The organism is Wenyingzhuangia sp. IMCC45574, from assembly GCF_054182685.1.
This window is the reverse complement of sequence record NZ_CM135169.1, coordinates 3737925-3760484: the sequence shown is the minus strand read 5'-3', so window position 1 is coordinate 3760484 and position 22560 is coordinate 3737925. Positions and strand designations below refer to the sequence as shown.

15 protein-coding genes are annotated in these 22560 nt (G+C 33.0%); 3 read left to right on the top strand and 12 right to left on the bottom strand.

Features of this window, described 5'->3' with window-relative positions; genetic code table 11:
• Positions 1–69: 69 nt before the first annotated feature.
• The 4 genes from ACXHHC_RS16010 to ACXHHC_RS15995 form a co-directional block, all read right to left on the bottom strand.
• A complete protein-coding gene (locus tag ACXHHC_RS16010; RefSeq protein ID WP_458227379.1) occupies positions 70–1098 on the bottom strand; it encodes a lipid A deacylase LpxR family protein in 1029 nt (342 codons plus the stop codon).
• Complete coding sequence (locus ACXHHC_RS16005; protein WP_458227378.1) at positions 1091–1927, bottom strand: hypothetical protein; 837 nt, start codon at positions 1925–1927, stop codon at positions 1091–1093. Before ACXHHC_RS16005 ends, ACXHHC_RS16010 begins: the two co-directional genes overlap by 8 nt.
• Positions 1928–2053: 126 nt before the next feature.
• On the bottom strand, positions 2054–4069 hold the full coding sequence (locus ACXHHC_RS16000) for a hypothetical protein (RefSeq protein ID WP_458227377.1): 2016 nt from the start codon (positions 4067–4069) through the stop codon (positions 2054–2056).
• Between the two features lie 20 nt (positions 4070–4089).
• Positions 4090–4755 carry a hypothetical protein gene (locus ACXHHC_RS15995; protein WP_458227376.1) on the bottom strand — a complete coding sequence of 222 codons (666 nt, stop codon included), beginning with the start codon at positions 4753–4755 and terminating at the stop codon, positions 4090–4092.
• Positions 4756–4949: 194 nt separating this feature from the next.
• On the opposite strand from ACXHHC_RS15995, the gene ACXHHC_RS15990 reads away from it, so the two are divergent.
• Together ACXHHC_RS15990 and ACXHHC_RS15985 are read left to right on the top strand one after the other, a co-directional pair.
• Complete coding sequence (locus ACXHHC_RS15990; protein WP_458227375.1) at positions 4950–5552, top strand: response regulator transcription factor; 603 nt, start codon at positions 4950–4952, stop codon at positions 5550–5552.
• Positions 5553–5561: 9 nt separating this feature from the next.
• A complete protein-coding gene (locus ACXHHC_RS15985) occupies positions 5562–7367 on the top strand; it encodes an ATP-binding protein (protein ID WP_458227374.1) in 1806 nt (601 codons plus the stop codon).
• 7 nt (positions 7368–7374) lie between these two features.
• Here ACXHHC_RS15985 and ACXHHC_RS15980 read toward each other — a convergent pair whose 3' ends face one another.
• Together ACXHHC_RS15980 and pta are read right to left on the bottom strand one after the other, a co-directional pair.
• The gene (locus ACXHHC_RS15980) at positions 7375–8559 is read right to left on the bottom strand and encodes an acetate/propionate family kinase (protein WP_458227373.1); all 1185 of its coding nucleotides are present in this window, start codon (positions 8557–8559) and stop codon (positions 7375–7377) included.
• An 87-nt stretch (positions 8560–8646) separates the two neighbouring features.
• Entirely contained in the window at positions 8647–10740 is a 2094-nt protein-coding gene (gene pta, locus ACXHHC_RS15975; RefSeq protein ID WP_458227372.1) for a phosphate acetyltransferase, read from the bottom strand.
• A 96-nt stretch (positions 10741–10836) separates the two neighbouring features.
• Between pta and ACXHHC_RS15970 the strand changes: the two genes are divergently transcribed.
• Complete coding sequence (locus tag ACXHHC_RS15970) at positions 10837–11370, top strand: DUF1697 domain-containing protein (RefSeq protein ID WP_458227371.1); 534 nt, start codon at positions 10837–10839, stop codon at positions 11368–11370.
• 216 nt (positions 11371–11586) lie between these two features.
• Here ACXHHC_RS15970 and infB read toward each other — a convergent pair whose 3' ends face one another.
• The 6 genes from infB to ACXHHC_RS15940 form a co-directional block, all read right to left on the bottom strand.
• Positions 11587–14592: a translation initiation factor IF-2 gene (infB, locus tag ACXHHC_RS15965; protein WP_458227370.1), complete on the bottom strand. Its 3006-nt coding sequence runs from the start codon at positions 14590–14592 to the stop codon at positions 11587–11589.
• A gap of 62 nt (positions 14593–14654) precedes the next feature.
• Positions 14655–15905, bottom strand: coding sequence for a transcription termination factor NusA (nusA, locus tag ACXHHC_RS15960; protein ID WP_458227369.1), 1251 nt, complete (start codon positions 15903–15905; stop codon positions 14655–14657).
• Positions 15906–16370 (bottom strand): ribosome assembly cofactor RimP, encoded by a 465-nt coding sequence (gene rimP, locus ACXHHC_RS15955; protein WP_458227368.1) that lies wholly within the window; start codon positions 16368–16370, stop codon positions 15906–15908. It abuts the gene before it with no gap.
• A gap of 129 nt (positions 16371–16499) precedes the next feature.
• Positions 16500–18071 carry a sulfatase family protein gene (locus ACXHHC_RS15950; protein WP_458227367.1) on the bottom strand — a complete coding sequence of 524 codons (1572 nt, stop codon included), beginning with the start codon at positions 18069–18071 and terminating at the stop codon, positions 16500–16502.
• Between the two features lie 101 nt (positions 18072–18172).
• On the bottom strand, positions 18173–20059 hold the full coding sequence (locus tag ACXHHC_RS15945; RefSeq protein ID WP_458227366.1) for an alpha-1,3-galactosidase-related protein: 1887 nt from the start codon (positions 20057–20059) through the stop codon (positions 18173–18175).
• A 146-nt stretch (positions 20060–20205) separates the two neighbouring features.
• Positions 20206–22554 (bottom strand): glycoside hydrolase family 2 TIM barrel-domain containing protein, encoded by a 2349-nt coding sequence (locus ACXHHC_RS15940; RefSeq protein WP_458227365.1) that lies wholly within the window; start codon positions 22552–22554, stop codon positions 20206–20208.
• Between the last annotated feature and the right edge of the window lie 6 nt (positions 22555–22560).

Below are 22560 nucleotides of genomic sequence, written 5' to 3'. Positions count from 1 at the left end.
TCGAAAAATTGTATTCTATATTACAAAATCACCTGCTAAAAATGATCTTTAGCAGGTGATTTGTTTTTATTATAAACCTCTATCTTTTCTTATTTCCCTCCAAATCTGGCTCCTATGTTTACTCCCCCCCCAATAATGAAATCTTTTTGCTCCTTTAAACTCCTGACTCCTTCCATTTACGGTAAAATCTAAATAAGCAAAATCACACAAAGCTATATTTATACCACTATTAAACTCAAACTGAACTCTTCGTATATCAGAACCAGGAATTTTATATATACTCTTATCTTTAATAAGAGCACCCTGCAAAGTACTATTATATAGAACTCCTTTTAGTTTGGGTTCAAAAAATACATTCAGCCTTAAATTCTTTTTTATGGGTTTTACCTTTACTATCTCTTTTTTTTGATTTTTAATAATAATACCTGTTAAAAAAGGGGAATTATTTAAGTTGTACGCAAAACGTAAACCTGCTCCAAAATCTAACATGTAATTACCTAAATTTGTATCTAAACGATAAGCTAAAACCCCACCCCATTTATTACTTTTTAAGTTTTTTAGATAAGTAATTGCATAATTTAAAGTAAAATTTTTCTCTTCATACCCTATTTGATTATCCCAACCTTTTGGTATAATTCTCTTTGTACCAAACCATTCATTCTTGTGCATATATGATTGTGCATTTCCAGCGTAATCTAAACCCAAAAAACCTAGGTATAGTTCAGACTTTAAGAAACTATCTTCCGCATAAGATTCTTTACCAAAACTTAAAGCCGTATAAGAAGCATAAGGTCTATCTCCATATTTTATTCCCTCGCTCAAATCAAAAGGAGTAAAAGCAGCAATAGAAAGAGCAAATGTATTTCTGTATTTCTCAGCTTTTTTTAATTTTAGAAACGGCAACCATTTGGCTTTAATTTCAGGTGTAAATAACTCTACCTTTGCCCCTCCAGTGTAGTGTTCATCTTTATTAGGCAAGCCTAAAAAATACACAAACGAATCGTTCTCTAGAGTAACCATTAATTGATATCCATCTCTGTTTTGTGAAAAACAAGATAGCGTTATAAAAAACAGTATAATTGTTATTATTTTATTCATTTTTCACCTTTTTTAAATCCATAATACCATCTACTATATCACTCTTATTCTTTTCAAAAATATTAGCAATTTTTACAACCTCATTCTCACAACCATCTATTTCATCTACTTTTATTTTCACCAATAACGTTGTTCCTCCTGAACTTGAATACGGAATAGGTTTTATCATGTCGCTTGAAACAACCTTATCAAGTGCCTTATTTAATATAGTTTCTTGCTCTGTATTGTAACTTAATTTTTGAACAAAACTAAAATCTGTGTCAGTAAGCTCTTCTACTCGTTTTTCTCCATTCTTATCTTGCCAAGCTGCCAATAGCTTTATATTAAAGTTTATGAGGACCTTAGATGTTTTTTGAGGATCACAGAAACATGATTTTTCTGTGATTTTTGCCTTTGGATAATTTAATTTTAAACTGTATGGCACTAATTTCATGTAATTTTCATGTTTTTCAATGTCCAACAAAAACTCCATCGCAACAGCATCTTTTACCGTATCTTTTTTAACAATTTTATCTATCTTTCTTTTTATGGTAATTCTATTGTTATTATGATTGTAGTATTCTATTTGCTTTACAGTGTTATAGGTAGCAGAATATTTATCTTTTTCCTTATTTAACCAATCTCCTATCTTATTAATTCCAAAACTTACTAATTGTTTTACTGCAAGTTCAACTATTTTATTTTTATCTGCTTTGTCTTGCTCTGTAGAATCCTTTTTTTGAACCGAAAACTCTACTGTTACTTTGGAGTTTTGATTCTGATATGAGTTTTTGTGCGCAACACAACTACACAACAAAACCACTAATAATAGAATACTATATTTTTTCATTTTTATACTTTTTAATTGTTTTAAACAAAATACCCCTAAGGATTCTAATAATTCCTTAGGGGTAAGAACTAAACTAAATAAAACATTTCAACTTCTTTGTATTGAAACTTTATTATTCTATTAAATTTAAAGAGCTTCTTCAATTTTAGCACATAGACTACTGATATTGAAATTGATTCCTTTAGACTTCACCTCACTTCCCTTAACAACAGGAGTAATTTTTTTCCCATCATAGTAAGTCATAAATTCATACTCTGCGTTATCTTTTAACTCAGGAACCTCATCTATTATATTACCTTGAGCATCTGTTCTACAAAATACTCCCCAAATATTTTTTTGTCTTCCCCAAGGATAAAAGCTTTCTGGAACAGAAATATCTCTGTAATAAACCAATTCATTTGCTAATACCACTTTAGCTTTAGGACAATCCGCACTCAAATTAATATTCAAAGGCATGGTTACTGTAATATTCGAAGGTAAAATTGTAGATGTTTCAATCTCATTTTTAAACTTTTCAGAAAAGAGTTCTATTCCACCACAAAAGTCAGAGTACGTTTCTAAAGAATTTACTTTATAAGTATATCTTCCTCCAGACAAAAGGGTGCTTTCTTCTCCAAAGTGTGTGTTTTGATGATATCTATAAGACTTAAATTCAAACTCTGGTCTTGATAACGCTTTTAAAAAATATATAGACTCTACATATCTACGTACAAGAGACCATTGTTTCTTTTCTTTATGATAATCTTTACAAAGTTTATAAAAAGTAAGTAATTCATTAAAGTCTATTACTACTTCCTCACCAGGAAACAACCTCCCACTGTTATCTAAAGTTGTTTTCTCTAGGTAAAATCCAACTTTTCGTTGCATATTTTTAATTATTGATAGGTGATGACCATCCATAAAATAATCACCTCCAATATATAACAAGTTAGAAAAAATATTTTTGCCTGGCATAAATACATTATGTACTCTAAACTTAACTGACTCAGATGGAACCCCAGAATAAGTAAACCTAAATTCATCACATTTAGCTTCAACTTTATCCATTTTAAAGTAATGAGCCACGGTTGTATTACCAGCTAAAATTGAAGTCTCTAAATAAGGCTTATTATTAGCATTTATTTTCACTTTATTTAAAGTCTTAAATCGTTTTCCTCTAACTTTTCCACTAGGTCTTAAAATAGAGACTCTTCTTACAGTAATAAATTCATCATCTACTGTGTAATCTGCCCCTGTTACAGGATGCTTTCCTGTTAAATAATATCTATAGCTCACTATTTTAGAAGATTTAAAGACCCCAGGAGTTGAGAAACTAATCGCATTAAAAGGTAAATAAAGAGTGTTCGCAACGTTAATTTTTGACTCTGGATTTGTACCATCAGTCATTGAGAATCTTGCCGCTAATGCATCCTCTCCCAATAAATTACTTAAGGCATCTTCTTCGGTCAAAATAGGTAAATCCTCTATATCGTCATCTGTAAAAGCTTCATTCTCGTCATCGGTTCCTGGATCCAATGTTTTAATTTCAAGATCAAACGCTTCTGAAATTATATTACCGCTTTCATCTTCAAAAATAGCACCTTCGGGAATCAATACCTCTATTTCTTCCTCTGTTCCTCCTGATGTTGTTTCAATTAATATATCAGAATCTACTTTACCTGATACCAAATCAATTTTTTTATTAACAACCTCAACACCAACCGGTTCATATGTATCCGATTTTAAAAAAACAGTTCTTCCACTTAAAGCTTCTCCTGTAAAAACAAACTCTACTGTTTCTTCTTTAAATCCTGGAGCATTTATTTTAGCGGTTGTCTCTATAGGGCTTTCTTCAGAAGCAAAATTCACTCCTTTCTTTAAACCTATTTTAACCACATTATCATCTCCAAACGCTATAGTTTTGTCACCTGATGATGAGTAAACCAAATTGGAGTTTTCACCTGTAAACTCAATTGTAATGTTCCTTGGAACATCTCCAGCTAATTCATAATTATCTATAGTTACTTCTGTTTTATTATCAACTGCATCAGGTGAAATACTCAATTGAAACTCATCCCTTAAACTCGTAATTTTATCTACATCACAAGCTCCTAAACTCATCAATAAGCTTAAAGCTGCTATTTTTGTAATTCTATTTTTCATGATTCTATTCTTTTAGTTTTTTAAAATGCGTAAGCTAACCTAAGTGCCAAATAGGGAATAAATTTAAACTCCGAAAAAGCATCTTGTACTAGTGGTTCTTGGTCTACCGTATTTTCTATAACTCCAGTAGCATCTAGGGTTACTGTTGGCGAACCTGTATAGTAAGCACCTGCCTCTATACCAAAACCTAATCTTTTGTTAGGTACTGCTCTACCAAAACCTATTGCTAAATAAGGAGCCACTTGTCCAAAATCAGAATTGATAATTAAATTACCCGCTCCACTTTCTGGTGTAAACTCTACATCACCTATAAAAACACTTTCTGCAAAAGAAGTCTGAATACTTAAATCGCTGTTTAAAAAATAAGAAGCTCCAGCCACAATTTTAAAAGAACTTTTAAAAGGATAAATGCTAAAAACTAAGTCTATATTCTTAAAATCAACTTCTGCATCTATTAAAAAGTCTTCTCCGTCTAACTCTTGCTTAATTCCTTCTTCTCTATAACTTAGCATATTGTACCTTGCAGATACAGAAAAGTAATCGTTTAGCTTGTAGGATAAATCTCCTCCAAAACCTGTTCCTCCACTAACTCCAATAGCAAAATGCCTCTCTTTTGAGTCAGTCTCTTGTGCCATTGCTATCCCCGTAGCAAAAAACACGCAAATAATCGTTAATAATTTTTTCATAAATAATTTAGTTTAGATTGTTCCGTAGAAGAATTATATACAAACTCCCCAATTACAAATGAACTAAGAAAGAAATGGGGCTATTACACACTTTAGTTTGTATTCGGTAAAAAACTGACAAAAAACATACAGCTGCAAAAAACGTAATACTTTAGTATGAGTGTTATTCTTATATTAAAACGTAATATTGCTCTATGGAGCTTTGTAGAATCATCATAGCAGACGATAATTTATTCTTCTTGGGGATTTTAGAAAATTACCTAGGGTCTTTTGAGGAATTTAAAATAGTCGCTTGCTGTAATACGATTGATGAAACCATACAATATACCAACAATACTCAGTTTGATATTTTAATTCTCGATTTAAGTTTTAATGGTGAAAGATCTTTAGATCACATCCTACAAATAAGACCTACAAAAGAACTTTTTAAAATTATCTGTCTTACCAGTTACAACAATCCTATTATTACCAAAGATGTTATTGCCGATGGTGTAGATTTATTAATAGGCAAAGACTCAGACTTTAAAAACTTCCCAAATATTATCAAAGATTTACATACTTTAAACACTATTGAAAGTAAAACCGCAGAAAAGGAAACTGTTTTTTTAACTAAAAGACAGCTTACAATTCTTAAATGTTGCTACCAGTTTAATACAGAAAAAGAGATATGTCAGCATTTAAATATAAGTGCTAATACCTTAAAAATGCATAAACAGCATCTCTTTTCTAAAACAGGAACTAAAAACACCTTGGAACTTTTAAAGTTTGCAATACAAAAAGGAATTATTATTACTTAAGGTACTACTATGAAACACTTTTTTTGTCTTACTTTTTTAGTGTGCACACTTTGCCTTGGCCAGAAAAAAAATATATACTCAGATTGTTTTTTCCTTTCTGACACTATTGAATGTAACACCATTACTAGTGCCATTAAACATTTACAAAAAGGAGACTTTACCAAACCTTTTGGAAATAACATCTATCATAAAATTCCTAAAGGAAAATTTGTTTGGTTTTACTTTAAAACCAAAGCTCATACTGAAGATTTTTATTTTACCATCGCAAATTCGTACCTACATCATGGTAAAGTTTTCTCTTATAATCCAAACGGAATAGACAGTCTAGCGACTATTAACTATTACGAAAAGTTTGGTTTTAAAAACATTTTTTACAGACATCCTACCTGGAAATTAAAACCAACAACAAAAGACACTTATTATCTAATTCAAATTAAAGATGATGAGCCAAAAGCAAGGTTAGAACTCTTTTTAAACAAAACTAACAGCTTTCTTAAAAGGGTACAACTTGAATATTTTCTTTTTGGGACAACCATAACATTCTTAGCCTCTTTAATTTTAATTATTCTTGCCTTATTAATTAGTCAAAAAAGATATAGTTTGGCTTGGTATGGTGGTTTTATATTCTTTATAATCACCACAATACTAGCTAACAAGGGAATAGGTGTACAATACATATGGAGTAAAAGCGATTTTTTAGTCAACTCTGCTAAAAGTTTCTCTCAGACTCTGGCCACAATGTGTGCTGCCTTTTTCTATGCTAATTTTTACCCTTTACACACCAAAAGACAATCGCTTATTAAAAAAGTATTTTTTGCAATTGGTTATATATGCTCCTTTTTAACACTAGTATACATCTATAAAATATTTTTTGGAGGATTAGAGCATTGGTATCTATTTGTTTGGGTAATACTAAAGGTATGTTTAATTACTATTGCGCTTTTACATGTTTTATTATTAGTAAAAAAAACCATTCCTGCTTATCTCGCCATAGGTTTTACATTTTCCATTGTAGGAACTTTTTTTTATCAATTGTACAACCCTACACAAAACAACTCGCATTTAAAAAGTTACTTTTTTTCTGATATTTTCTACCTAACCATCATATTAGAATTGATTTTAGTGATGTACTATATTATATCAGAAATAGTAAAAGGAAAACTTTTAGCCGCTGTATTAAAAGAAGAAAATATAGAGTTAAAAAGCTCTATGAAAGGAATAGAAGATACTCAAAAACAAAAATTCTCTAGCAATGTACACGATACTTTTGGTAGTTATATAGAAGCATTAAGTTTACAAGTTAAAATTAATCCTGACACAGAAAAGCTAAACGATATTATTAGTTCTTTTAGAAGTGAATACCAAATACTTTTAACCAATATGTTTACGCCTAAAGTAGACGAAACTAACTTTACACAAACCATACAAAGCTATTGTGATAAAATGCAAAGTTTAACTTATATAAAGTTTGATTTTAAATACCACAATAAAAAAGGGCATTCCATCCCCAAAGTTTTTGCAGAAGAAATCTATAAAATAATTACAGAACTTACCAACAATACAATAAAACACTCGCAAGCAGATAGTTGTTTTATTTCTTTTGAATGTACTTCTGATTATTTTCTACTAAATGTGAAAGACAACGGTATTGGTTTTTCTCCAGATAAAATTAGAAAAAAGGGAATTGGATTGGAAAGTATTAAAAGTAGGACTGAAATTTTAGGTGGAGAATTCACCATAAACACTAAAAAAAACAAAGGAAGTACTTTTACAGTAACTCTGCCTGTAACAAATACTTCCTCTAAAATATTGTAAGAATTAACTACACCAGCTCAAAAGCTTGTTTGGCTATTTCTAATTCTTCATTGGTTGGAATAATTAAAATTTTCACCTTAGAAGCTTCCGTTTGTACTTGAGTTAACTCTTTGGCTCTTATATTATTTAACTCTTTATCTAAGTCTATACCTAAATACTCTAAACCTTTACAAGCCAACTCTCTAATTTCAATACAATTCTCACCTGCTCCTGCAGTAAATACAATTGCATCCAAACCATTCATAGCAGCAGCATAAGATCCAATGTACTTTTTAATTCGGTATGCATATAAATTCAAGGCTTCTGTACAATCTTCGTTTCCGCTGTTAGATTGACTTACCAAATCTCTAAAATCTGAATAACCAGTCATTCCTAACATTCCGCTTTGTTTGTTTAGAATATTACTTACTTCATCTGGTGTATATCCTAAATTTTTAACCAAGTGTAAAACAACTGATGGATCTATATCTCCTGTACGGGTTCCCATTGGCAAACCTGTGGTAGGAGAAAACCCCATGGAGTGATCTACACATGCTCCATTCTGAATGGCAGAAACCGAAGCTCCATTCCCAATATGCAACGTTATTATTTTAGAATTTTCTGTACCTAAAAATTCATTTGCCTTTTCGGATACATATTTATGGCTTGTACCGTGAAAACCATACAATCGTATTTTTTTCTCATCGGTTAATTCTTTTGGCAATGCATATTTATAGGCTATTGATGGAATTGTTTGATGAAAAGCAGTATCGAAAACCGCTACTTGCTTTGCTTCTGGGAACAACTCCTCACAAACCTCTATACCTAATAAATTTGCTGGGTTATGTAAGGGAGCTAAAGAAAATAGGTCTCTAATTTTATCTTTAACTTCTGGGGTTACAATTCTAGTCTTAGAAAATGTGCTTCCACCATGAACCACTCTATGTCCAACCACTTTTAAATCGTTGGTAGATTTTAAAACTCCAACTTTTTCATCTAACAAGTAAGAAACCACCTGAGACAATCCTTCTTTATGATTTGGAATAGACAAAGTAATTGCTACTTCTTCTCCACCTACCGGACTGTATTCTAATTTAGAATTCTCTTGTCCAATTCTCTCTATCAAACCTTTACACACCAACTTTTCTGATGGCATTTCTATCATTTGATATTTTAACGAGGAACTTCCTGAATTAATTATTAGTATGTTCATTGTTGCTGTTATTAGTATTGAGTGCAGAGTAGTTAGTAATGAGTACTAATATAACTTTATACTCTGTACTAAGTACTTTGTACTATATTAAAGTTCTTGTGCTTGAATTGCGGTAATAATTACAGTATTAAAGATATCATCTACCGTACATCCTCTACTTAAATCGTTTACGGGTTTGTTTAATCCCTGTAACATAGGTCCAATTGCCAATGCTCCGGTTTCTCTTTGAATGGCTTTATACGTATTGTTTCCTGTATTTAAATCTGGGAATACCAACACCGTTGCTTTACCTGCTACTTCCGAATTAGGCATTTTGCTCTTAGCAACTCCCTGATCTACAGCCGCATCGTACTGAATTGGTCCTTCTATCTTTAAATCAGGACGTTTTTCTTTTACAATTTCTGTAGCCGTTCTTACTTTGTCTACATGTGCTCCTTTTCCTGATGATCCAGATGAGTAAGACAACATTGCAACTCTTGGTTCAATTCCAAAATTAGCCGCAGAATCTGCTGATGAGATTGCAATTTCTGCCAATTGTTCTGCTGTTGGGTCTGGATTGATAGCACAGTCTCCAAATATCGCTACTCTGTTTTCCATACACATAAAGAAAATAGAAGACACTACAGAAACATCGGGTTTGGTTTTTATAAATTGTAAAGCAGGTCTAATTGTATGTTGAGTTGTATTTACTGCTCCAGAAACCATTCCGTCTACAATTCCTTTGTGCACCATCATGGTACCAAAATAAGAAACATCTCTCATGGTCTCTTTTGCGGTATCCAAATTCATTCCTTTGTGTTTTCTCAATTCATAAAATGAATCAGAAAAATAATCAAAGTACTCCGAGTTTTCTGGATCTATAATTTTTACTTTCTCGTAATTTACTGCAATACCACTTTTCTTAGCTTTATCTTTAATCTCTTCTGGATTTCCTAATAAAGTAATATCTACAATATTTAAAGTAGCCAGCATAGATGCAGCTTCTAAAACTCTTGGATCGTTTCCTTCTGGTAACACAACCCTTTTTCTTGTCTTATTAGCCCTATCAATCATGTTGTATTGGAACATCTTAGGAGTCATTCCATCTACTTTAAACTGAATCAATTGGTTGGTAAGTTCTTCTGTTGGTACAAACTTTTCAAAAATTCGTAACGAAGCTAAAATTTTATCATTGTTCTCCGCATAAATTTGCGCTTGTACATTAGACAAATTGGTAGCTGTTTCAAAAGTTCCTGTAGGTACCGATAAAATTGGCACTACATCAGAAAGTCCGTCTATCAATTTTAAAATTGCTTTTTCTGGTTGCAATCCACCCGTTAAAACAATACCAGCCATTTTAGGATAGTTTTTAGAAATATTAGCCTGTAGCGCTCCTAAAATAATATCCGCTCTATCTCCTGGTGTTACCACCAAATAATCGTCTACATAGGTTTCCAAATGGTTACGTAACTGCATGGCTCCCACACCATAAGCTCCAATAGGGTTGTTTAAACTAGATTCACCAAACAATACATCTGCTCCCAACTCTCTAACAATCTCTGCCACTGTAGGGTTGGATAATTTATTTGAAAATGGAATTACAGCCTTTACTACTGATTCTGGAACAATTCTTTGCAAGTGACTTTCAATCATATCTACATGATTTTTGTTCACTTTGTTGATAATAACAGACAAAACATTTACATCGTGTCCCGAAAAGGTATCGTAAATTAACTTGGTGCTCTCTACAACATCGTTTACAGAGGCTCCTTTTTTAGCTTTACTAATTAACAACGCTGGAATTCCCAAGTTTTTGGCAATCTCTACGTTTAAATCCGATTCGTAAGAAGTAGCATCTCCTTCAAAATCTGTCCCTTCTACCAAAACAAAATCGTACTTAGATTCCATTTTTTTGTACCTCTTAATAATGGTATCTATTACATCTCCTCCTTTACCTTGATTTCTTTTGGCAATGACTTCTTTTCCTGTAAACACATAGGCATCATCGTAGTCTATATCTAAATCAAAATGAGATAAGATGGTCTCTATATGAAAGTCTTTATGATTTTTATCTTTGGTGATAATCGGTTTTAAATAACCAACCTTTGTGGTCTTTCCTAACAAAATTCGCATTAAACCTAATGTTACAATTGACTTTCCACTGTTGGAATGCGAAGCAGCAATATAGATGGCCTTACTCATAAATGTTTTTGATTTATTGACAAAATTAAGCTTTTTAGGAAAGCGAAAAACTAATATAAATCATACTTTTAAGCTAAAGTTTAAACATTTAACAAAATGGTCTATATAGTATTACTTAGAGGGGTAAATGTATCTGGTAAAAATAAGTTGATAATGAAAGACTTTGTAAACCTTTTACTACAGGAAACTGAATTCGATTTTGTTAAAAGCTATATCCAAAGTGGTAATTTTGTCATTCAAAGTTCTATTCAAAATTCAGAATTGATGTCTTCTAAAATAAAAGTAATTATTGCTAAAGTATATCAATACGATATTGACGTTTTTAGTTTTTCTATTACTGATTTTACTAAAATTGTAAAAGCTCATCCTTATGAAATCCTGGAAAAAAGAAATTATATAGCCTTTACTGATGAAAAAGCTAGTTCTGAGAAAATAGACAACTTAAAAAACAAAGATTTTGGAGGAGATTTATTTACAATTGATGATAATGCGATTCACCTACAATACGAAACACAATACAGCAAATCTAAATTAACGAATAACTATTTAGAAAAGCAATTGGGAATTAGAGCTACCATGCGTAACTGGAATACGGTTCAGAAGTTGATTGGCTTGGCTAAGGATATATAAAATTACCTTCTTTCATTAATGGCTTTATTCACTTTTGCGAATAAGATGATAATGCAAACCACAATGAATATAACCCTTACTGGAATACTACCGTTCACAAAAAAGTCAGCTGGTAGGGTTTTAAAAACTAATTCTATCATAACTTTTTCTCAAAATTAAGCACAAAAAAACCCTGAAACAAGTTCAGGGTTTATATATTCTAGTAAATTATAGTTCTTATAATTTCTTTTTAACTTCTACAATTTCGTACGATTCAATTACATCGCCAACGACAATATCATTGTAGTTCTTAATCTGAACCCCACAATCGTATCCTTTTGTAACTTCTTTAGCATCGTCTTTAAATCGTTTCAATGCTTCTAACTCACCATCGTGAATTACAATACCATCTCTAACAATACGTACTTTAGAGTTTCTAGTAATCTTACCTTGCACAACCATACATCCTGCAATGTTACCAACTTTAGAAATTTTATAGATTTCTCTAATTTCTACGTTACCTAACAACTCTTCTTTAGTGTCTGGAGATAACATACCTTCCATCGCATCTTTTAAGTCGTTAATTGCATCGTAAATAATAGAGTATGTTCTAATATCAACTTCTTCTGTATCAGCAACCGTTCTTGCATTTCCTGCTGGTCTTACATTAAATCCAACAATAATTGCATCCGAGGCAGAAGCTAATAATACATCAGATTCTGTAATGGCTCCAACACCTTTGTGTAGGATATTTACTTGAATTGCTTCTGTAGATAATTTCTGGAAAGAATCTGTTAATGCTTCTACAGATCCATCCACATCTCCTTTTAAGATAATATTCAATTCCTTGAAATCTCCTAAAGCAATACGACGACCAATTTCGTCTAATGTTAATGTTTTCTGTGTTCTTACAGATTGTTCACGTTGTAATTGAGAACGTTTAGAGGCAATTTGTTTTGCTTCTCTTTCATCTTCAAATACATTAAACTTATCTCCAGCTTGTGGTGCTCCGTCTAAACCTAATATAGATACCGGTGTAGATGGTGGTGCTTCTGCAACGTTTTTACCACGCTCATCGAACATAGCTCTAACTTTACCAGAATGTTTACCCGCTAAAATATAATCTCCAATTTTTAATGTACCTGCTTGTACCATAATGGTAGATACATATCCTCGTCCTTTGTCTAACTGAGCTTCTACTACAGTTCCTAAGGCAGATTTATTTGGATTTGCTTTTAATTCTAAAATCTCAGATTCTAAAACTACTTTTTCTAATAATTCATCAACACCTTGTCCTGATTTAGCAGAAATTTCTTGGCACTGATACTTTCCTCCCCAATCTTCTACTAATAAATCCATGCTCGCTAATTGTTGCTTTACATTGTCTGGATTAGCAGTTGGTTTGTCAATTTTATTTAATGCAAATACAATTGGTACACCTGCAGCTTGTGCGTGACTAATTGCTTCTTTTGTTTGAGGCATTACATCATCATCCGCAGCAATAACAATAATAACTAAATCTGTTACCTGAGCACCACGAGCACGCATTGCTGTAAAGGCCTCGTGACCTGGTGTATCTAAGAATGCTATTTTTTGTCCTGTTCCAATCTTTACAGAGTAGGCACCAATGTGCTGTGTAATTCCTCCAGATTCTCCGGCAATAACATTTGCTTTACGAATGTAATCTAATAACGAAGTTTTACCGTGGTCAACGTGTCCCATAATGGTAATAATAGGAGCTCTTTCTTCTAAATCTTCTTCTGCATCTTCTACTTCAACAACAGATTCTTCTACTTCTGCACCAATAAACTCAACTTCGTAGTTAAACTCTTCTGCAACAATCTTTAAAGTTTCAGCATCCAAACGTTGGTTCATTGTTACCATCATTCCTAGCATCATACATGCAGAAATAATTTCGGTTACTCCAACATTCATCATTGTTGCTACTTCACTTACAGTAACAAACTCAGTAACTTTTAATATTTTACTTTCTGCTGCTTCTTGTGCTTGTGCATCTTCAGTTTGCTGACGGTGTAAATCACGCTTTTCTCTACGGTATTTAGCACCTTTATTCTTTTTAGACTTTCCTTGTAATCTTTCTAAAGTCTCTCTTACCTGCTTTTGTACTTCTTCTTCAGACGGTTCTTCTTTAGTAACAGGAGCTGAATTAAATCTTCCTCTCTGTCCTGGTCTAACATTTCTGTTTCCTGGTCCTCTGTTATTTCCTCCTGGCCCTCTGTTGTTTCCACCTGGTCCACGGTTATTTCCACCTGGTCCACGGTTGTTGTTGTTTCCTTGACCTCCTCGGTTGTTGTTATTCCCTTGAGTATTGTTACCCGCTGGTTTTACAATTCTCTTACGTTTCTTTTTAGGATCGTTAGAATTGTTATTATTGTCAGGTTTCTTTTTCTTAGGTCTTTCAAATTGTTTTAAATCAATTTTAGTACCTGTTAATTTTGGTCCTGATAATTTTTGATATTGAGTCTTAATAGCTTCTGGCTCTCCTCCTTCTTCAGGATTGTTTGTAGCCTGAGCTTCTGCTTTAGGAGCCTCTTTTGCTGCTGGTTTAGTCTCAGCAGGTTTCTGATCAATTGGATGTGGTTTAGCAGGAGCTTGTTTTTCCTCTTGTTTTGGCTGAGGCTTTTCTTCTTGCTTTTCTGACACAACCTCTTTTGCAGGTTCCTTCTTTTCTACAGGTTCCTTTTTCTCTACAGGTTCTTCTTTAGCTTTAGGAGCTTCTGCTGGCTTAACTATTTTTAAACCACCCAATTTAGGAGCACTTGCTTTAATTACCTCTGGCTCTTTAACTTCTGTTTTTTCTTCTACAACAGGAGCTTCTTGCTTTGGTTCTTCTTTCTTAGGCTCTTCAGATTTTTCTTCCGCTTTAGGTTTAGAAGGATTTAAGTCAATCTTTCCAACTGTTTTAACTTCTAGTTTTTCTGATTTAGCCTTTAAAACCCTATTTCTTTCCTCTTCTTCCTTACGTCTCTTTTCTTCTAACTCTAAACGTAATTCCTCCTTCTCTTTTCTCTTTTCTTCACCAACTTCCTTAGACACAGCTTTCTTTTGTGCATCTGTTTGAAAACCATCCAATAAGATTTGATACTCATCATTGGAGATTTTCGTTGTAGGACGTGCCTCTATTTCTAGCCCTTTAGATGCTAGATGCTCTACCGCCCTATCTAACGATATATTTAATTCTCGTAAAACTTTGTTAAGCCTTAATACTTTGCTTACAGACATATATACTTTTTACTTTTTTTGGTTAAGAAGATCTTTTGAGGAAATATAAATATTGCTATTTTTTATCTATCAAATTCTTCTTTTAAAATACGTTGAACCTCAATAATAGTTTCTTCTTCTAAATCGGTTCTGCTCACTAATTCAGTCACATCTTTTTCTATAACACTTTTAGCAGTGTCTAAACCAATGTTTCTGAACTCGTCAATAATCCATGATTCAATTTCGTCAGAAAATTCTGTTAATTCTACATCTTCATCATCTTCTGCACCTTCTCTTAACACGTCAATTTCGTAACCTGTTAATTGTGTTGCCAAACGAATGTTTACTCCGTTTCTACCAATAGCTTTAGACACCTCTTCTGGCTTTAAATATACTTCGGCTTTAGGCTTGTTTTCACCTTCCGCATCAAAGATATCTATTTTTACCACTTTAGCAGGGCTTAATGCTCTTGAAATATATAATTGTGGGTTTTTTGTAAAGTTTACCACATCAATATTCTCGTTTCCTAATTCACGTACAATTCCGTGAATTCTAGATCCTTTAATACCTACACAAGCTCCAACTGGGTCAATTCTATCATCATAAGAATCTACAGCAATCTTTGCTTTTTCTCCTGGTATTCTTGCGACTCCTTCAATTGTAATCAATCCATCGAATACCTCAGGTATCTCTTGCTCAAATAATTTTGTTAAGAATTCAGGAGCAGTTCTAGATAATATAATTGCTGGCTTGTTACCTCTTAACTCTACCGTTTTAATAATACCTCTTACTGCATCTCCTTTTCTAAAGAAGTCAGAACGAATTTGCTCACTCTTAGGTAATACAATTTCGTTTTGTTCATCATCTATTAAGATAACCGCATTGTGTTTAATGTGGTGCACCTCTGCAGAGTATAAATCTCCTTCTAACTCTTTAAATTTCTTGTATAGATTTGTGCTATCGTGCTCATAAATCTTAGAAATTAAGTTCTGACGTAATGCTAAAATTGCTCTTCTTCCTAATTGATGTAATTTAATCTCTTCAGATACTTCTTCACCAACCTCAAAGTCAGGCTCAATCTTTCTAGCTTCTGCCAATTCAATTTCTTCGTTATCATCTTCAGAAAATCCATCTTCAACAACCACACGGTTTCTCCAAATTTCTAAATCTCCTTTATCTGGGTTTACAATAATATCAAAGTTATCATCTGATCCGTATTTTCTCTTTAAGGCAGCTCTAAAAACTTCCTCCAAGATAGACATCAACATCACACGATCTATATTCTTATCTTCTTTAAATTCAGAAAACGAATTGATTAAATCTATATTTTCCATTTAACTAAATACTATTTTTACTTTTGCTTCCTTTATATCTGCATATGGTATAGTTGCTGTTTTATCTACAGTAACCTTTCCTTTCCCTACAGGTTTTGGTTCTCTTGTTTGCCAAGTTAGCTCAATAGTTTCTTCTGTTACTTCTGCTAACTTACCTTCGTACTTTTCTTCTTCTGTACGTACCTTTAATGTTCTACCAATATTCTTTAAATATTGTCTTCTCATTACTAAAGGTTTGGCGATATCTGGTGTTGCCACCTCTATGCTAAAATCTTCTTCTTCTCTGTCTAAATTATGCTCTACTGCACGACTTATGCGAATACACTCGTTAAGTGGCACTCCATTGTCTCCATCAATCGTTACTAAAATCTTATTTTCTGCACCGATTTGTAAGTCTACTAAAAACAAAGACGGATTTTCTTCAATAGCTGAGTCTAATAGACTTTCGACCTTATTTTTGTCCATATATGTGTATAAAAAGTGGGGCTTATAGCCCCACTTACTCTCTTTTCAAATATTCCACTGCAAATATAAGAGTTTTTTCTTGATAAACAAGGGCTCTTACAAGCAGAGTACAAAAGGTATGAAATTTTCTTATTTCAACTTCAATTGTCTTATTTTCTTATAGTTTTCTCCTCTTAAAGAAATAAACTCATCAAACAACTCTTTTGTTAACTCTGGCTTTTCGGTAGCCAAGTTATGGTCTTCCCCAATATCCTCTTTTAAGTTGTACAATTGAATGTCTTTAGAGTTCCCCATTAAAATATTTACTTTCTCATTTAATTTAGGTCCTTTGTAAGATGGAATTAAAATATAATCTCCTTTTCTTAAGGCTGTTCTACTAGTCGCTTCAATAATTAAAGACTCACGTCCTATATCAGATTTTCCTAATAATGCATCTAACACATCCTGACTGTCTGATGCTCCTTCTACTTTTCCGTCTACTAATTTAGCCAAAGAAGCTAATAAATCCATTTGACACACCATTGCATCAGATACTTTAGGTGCTATATGACCTTTCCAGTATGTTAAGAAAGGAACACGAGTTCCTGCTTCGTATAAACTATACTTTCCTCCTTTTAATGGTCCTGTTGGTTTGTGGTTTCCAATTTTAGTATCTGCTCCATCGTTGTAACCGTCGTTTAATACAGGTCCGTTATCACTAGATAAAACGATTAAAGTATTGTCTAAAACTCCTTGCTCTTCTAAAGTTTTAATGAATTCACCAACTACCCAGTCAGCTTCTAAAATTACATCTCCTCTTGGTCCTAATCCAGACTTACCTACAAAACGAGGGTGTGGAGTTCTTGGCACGTGAGGCTGTTGCATTGCATAGTATAAAAAGAAAGGATTGTTCTTATGATCTTTAACATAAGCTTTTGCTTTTGCTAAGAAATGGTCTGCCATGTCTTCGTCTTTCCACTTAGCAGCTTCTCCACCTTTCATGTATCCAATTCTAGGAATTCCGTTTACAATACTATTATTGTGTCCGTGATGCCAAGTCATTTTTAACATTTCTGGATTAGAAATAGCTGTAGGCTCTCCTTTAAAATTTTCTTTGTAGTTAACCTCAATTGGATCTTTTGGATCTAAACCAACTACATTTCCATCTTTAATATATACTGTAGGTACTCTATCTTGAGTTGCAGCCATAATATAAGCTGAATCGAAACCAACTTCATTTGGTCCAGGAGAAATGTGCTCGTTCCAATTTACATGACCAGAACCTAAACCTAAATGCCATTTACCTACAATTCCTGTATCGTATCCTTTAGACTTAAATAATTTTGGTAACGTTTGTTGTGTTGTTGTAATTAATAATGGAGCTGTTCCTGGTAAAATTTTAACATCTTTATTTCTCCAAGGATAAACCCCTGTTAATAATGCAAATCTACTAGGTGTACATGTTGCAGAAGAAGCATAAGCGTTTGTGAATCTTACTCCACCATTTGCCAACTTATCAATATTAGGTGTTTTTAAAACATCTCCTCCGTATGCGCTTAAATCTCCATACCCTAAATCATCTAAATAAATTACAACAACGTTTGGTTTGGTAGCTGTTGCTGTAGCTTCTTTGTTCTCTTTTTGTTTTTCAGTTTTACAAGAAAAAGCACTTCCTATGGTTAGGACTGCTACACCTGCTAACATGATTTTTTTAAAGTTCATTATTTAAGTGTTTTTTAGTATTTATATGTTCACGAATTTATAAAATATCATCATCGAACCGAGACAATATATATCTTTTTTATAATGTCTAGTACTAGATTTTATCTAAATCTCAACTTTGGTAGTGATTTATCCTTCTCTAAAACTTGCTTTGCTTTCCCTTTGTATTTATTCTTTTTAAACACCACATTTTTAGATGCACTTACCTTTATTGCAGCATTTTCGGGATGTAACATTTTAAATTTTCCTGAATTTGTAATTTTATTTCCAGTAAATAGTAAACCATCTGTGTTGGTAACTTGTAAAATCAAATTATCGAACTGATTAAAGGTGTTATCTAGTATTTTTATATTCTTAAAAGCAATATTTTCGTTGTCATCATCGGTTGCAAAACGAATTACCCCCCTATTAAATCCACTGTGCTGACAATCTTGGAACACATTATTTTCAATTGTAATATTTGCTCCGTTACCCGATTCGTACCAATGTCCGCTCTCTACAGGAATTAAAATTGCCTCCATTTCTGTGCTAAAAAAGTTATTTCTAACTGTAGTACTTACTGGTGTAGAAATTAACAAACCTCTTGCTCTATTATTACTAATTACACAGTTTTCTACCAATACCTCTGGATATGCATCTAAATTTTCTATTAAATCTCCTTGCTGTACTCCTTTAGGTAACTCCTCGTTAAAAGTTACAATTTGATAACGACTGTTGATATAGTCTATCTTTTTGATGGTTAATTTATGATATGGAAAAAAAGAAGTACTCAATCGAACCAATCCAATAGCATCGTTTGCTTTTCCTATAGGAAAACCTTGCTGCTGAGAATGCCCCATTCTCACACCAATTCTGTTAGCATCTAATACATCTACTATTTTCTGATACGTTCCGTGTACATTCATTGCATCGTCTAACTGATTGTTAAAGGTTGAATTCTTAAGTATAACCTTCCCTCTACATCCCACAAAATGGGTAGCATCTGCAGTAGTAGAAACCATTCTACCGTTAGATGGAGTAATGTTAAAGTTATCTAAAGTTAAATCTGCTGAGTTTTCGGCAATAATCCCCATTCCTCCTGCATGATAGATGTTTACATTTGTTCCGTTAAACCCGTTGGTATGCGTAACTCTAAAAGCGGGAGCTATTCTATTAACACTCTGAGCTCCTTTGCTAGTTAAGACCATCCCAATTGGTGGTAATTTCTTTTTATGATTAAAAACTCTAACCAAACCTGGCTTTAGTTCTTTTACATACATCTGATTCTCTCTCCCTAAGGGACCGAAAAACTTAGAGCGTTTGTCATATTCGTACTTGTACTTTATGTCCTTTACGTTTCTTGATACTTTCGTTTTTTTAGACAACGTTAAACCAGTATAGCTTTCTGTATCAAACATGATTGCTTTACGTTGCGGATCGTACATAATCGTTTGTCCTAATGTATGTTCGTAGTATTCTTTTATAAAGTACAATTGATCGTTTCTTATTTCATAAGGATATGCATCCGAAATAGACATGTCAAATGTTTTATTCTTTTCATCAACAGCAACAATTACTCCTTCACTATGGAAAGGTACTTCCCAATCTATCGTTACATTTTTTACATGTATATTTTCACTTTTATCAATTAAAAAAGGCACCATTCTTCCATGAAAAATAAAAGTTGCTCCTTGTCCGTCTATCGTTAAGTTTTTAAACCCAAAAATTGGAAAAGCAGTTTTTACCATTACATCATCGTGATTGGAAATATAACAGAACTTCTCCAATCCTTTTTCGGAATAAAAATGGTACGTACCTTTCTCAAACTTTATTTCGTTGGATTGTTTTTTATCTAGTTTCAACATCTTATCCAAAACTGCTGGTGTGGCATCTTTTGCAATATCTGTTTTAAACGTAAACGATACTGCTTGTATGTCATTTGCATAAAACTGCAAAGACAACAACATGCATATCGCCAGTAAACCTTGCTGTAATTTTAATTTAAACATTCTTTTTAAATCTTTGTGAGTTATCTATAATTACAAAGGTTGTCTTTTTGTATAGTCTCTTTATTTCTACAGGTAAATTATCTGTCTGTATACGTAAAAAGGTCCACCATAAAAGATGAACCTTTGTAATAATAATTAAATCTACCTTACAGTGCTAAACTGTATGTTTTAGAGAATTTAGCAGTAGTTACTTTAACCTCTATCTTCTCTTTTTTATCTCCTACCTTTAACAAACCTGTTGCAATACCTGCTTCTGCTTTAATTGCTCCTACATTCATTAACTGCGCATCTCCTTTTATACTAAAAGAAACTTCTTCAGAATAATCTGGAACAATCGTTCCATTTTTATCTACAGCTGCTACATACAAGAAAACAACATCGTTTACACCTGCTTCTGCTTTCTTTCCAGACTCATCTAACCACACCTTTAAACCTGCAACTTTACCTGGTGTTTTTACTTCTGTTGTTGCTACTTTTTTCCCTTTTGCATATGCAACCGCTTTTAAAGTTCCTGCTTTAAACTTTTTTACATTAAACGTAAAAGGAGGGTGATTTAGCAAGGTAGAGTTCTTATCTGTATCTGGTTTTTTCTTTGCTACTAACTTTCCGTTTAAGTACAAAGCAACTTCATCGTAATTAGAATATACTTTTACATCTAACGGTGATTTCTTATTCCAGTAAGAAGCAATTTTTAAAACACCTCCATCTTTTACCTCTCGCTGACTTTGATAAAAATCGTATCCAAATTTCGAGATTCTAAACAAATCCATCAATCCAGATTCCTCTACAGTATTATGGTATCCACGATTGTAATCGTACATTACCCAGTAACTATCAGAATATGCTTTGGTTTTTAAGTTGTCGTTGTGTGCCTCTTGTACATTATATGCTTGTCTTAACAATCTTTGCTCTCCATACCCTCTTGCCTGACGACTGCTATATTCATCTCTCATGTCATTAGGTAAGTTGTCTTGATTTAAACCAGCATTCTTAGAATAATACTCCCAATCTCCATATTCAGAAACTGAATACGGTTGTCCATCTTTTAAATGCATTGGATGCATAATTCTATGCTGACGAGCTTGTAAATAAATATCATAAACTTCGTGCATCCACCCACATGAATACACATGTTCTCCAGGATATTCTGCATGTACAATTTTATCTAACTCTTCCATAAAGAAAATTGGCATTTGTGTTTCGTTTAAAGACACCTCCCAAGCCAATACACAGGCATGGTTTCTATCTCTACGAATTAATTGAGATGCAGATCTATAACAGTAATCTCTAAAAGCATTGTTATCACCATAGTACTGCCACCCCATAATTGCATCAATCACAACAATCCCTAACTCATCACAAGCATCCATAAAAGCAGGAGATTGCGGATAGTGAGACAAACGGATGTAGTTAAACCCTCCATCTTTAATTTTCTTTGCATCACGGTACTGAGCATTGTCAGAAAGTGCATATCCAATAAACGGGTATTCTTGATGTCTGTTTACACCTCTTAAGAATGTCTTTTTCCCATTGATGTATAATTGATCTTTTTGAAAAGTAAACTCTCTAATTCCAATACGCTGTACTTGCTTGTCTACAACTTTTCCATTTTTTAGCACTTTAGTTTCTAAAGTATATAAATTTGGTACATCTGGAGACCATAATTTGGCATTCTTAACACGAATTTCTGTTACTTGATGTTGATTAGAACGTTCGTCTACTTTTGCAGATTCTTTTGATTCTTTTACCAAAGCACCATTAAAATACAAGCTATTTACAACTTCTACATTGGCTGCATTTTTACCATTGTTAACTACATGTGTTTGTACTTTTACTACAGATTCTTTTGCTTTTACCTTAGGGTAGGTTACAAAAACTCCACCACCGGCTACTTTATTTGCAATAGCTGCATGAGAAATATGCACATCGTTCTTTACAATAATCCATGCATTTCTATACAAACCTCCAAATGTGTTAAAATCTAATCTTTTTAATGGTTTAGGACCTGTAACCGGGTTGTCTCTATTGTCCAAACGAATCGCTAAAGACATTTTCTTTGCCAATCCTTTCTTTCCAAATAAATAATCCGTTACATCTAGCACTACAGGTAAAAACCCTCCATCGTGTTTGCTAACCAATACATCGTTAATCCACAATTCGGAATAGTTCATTGCTCCTTCGAACTCTAAGATAATACGTTGTCCTTTGTAAATTTCAGGAGTCTTAAGTTCTTTTCTATACCAACAGATTCCTTGCCATTGATCGTTTACCAAATAAGGCTCTACGTTAGCTGTGTGTGGCAATGATACTTGCTGCCAATCAGCATCGTTAAAAGTCGATTTTTCAAAACTATCATCAGACTCGTTTTGTTCAATCAAGTTAAATTTCCATCCTTTGTTGATACTTACTTTTGACTTGTCTCCATTTTGTGCTAAAGTTGATTGAAAAACAATCACCAAAAGTAAACTTAAACTAGCTTTTATAATTTTTACCATCTCTAA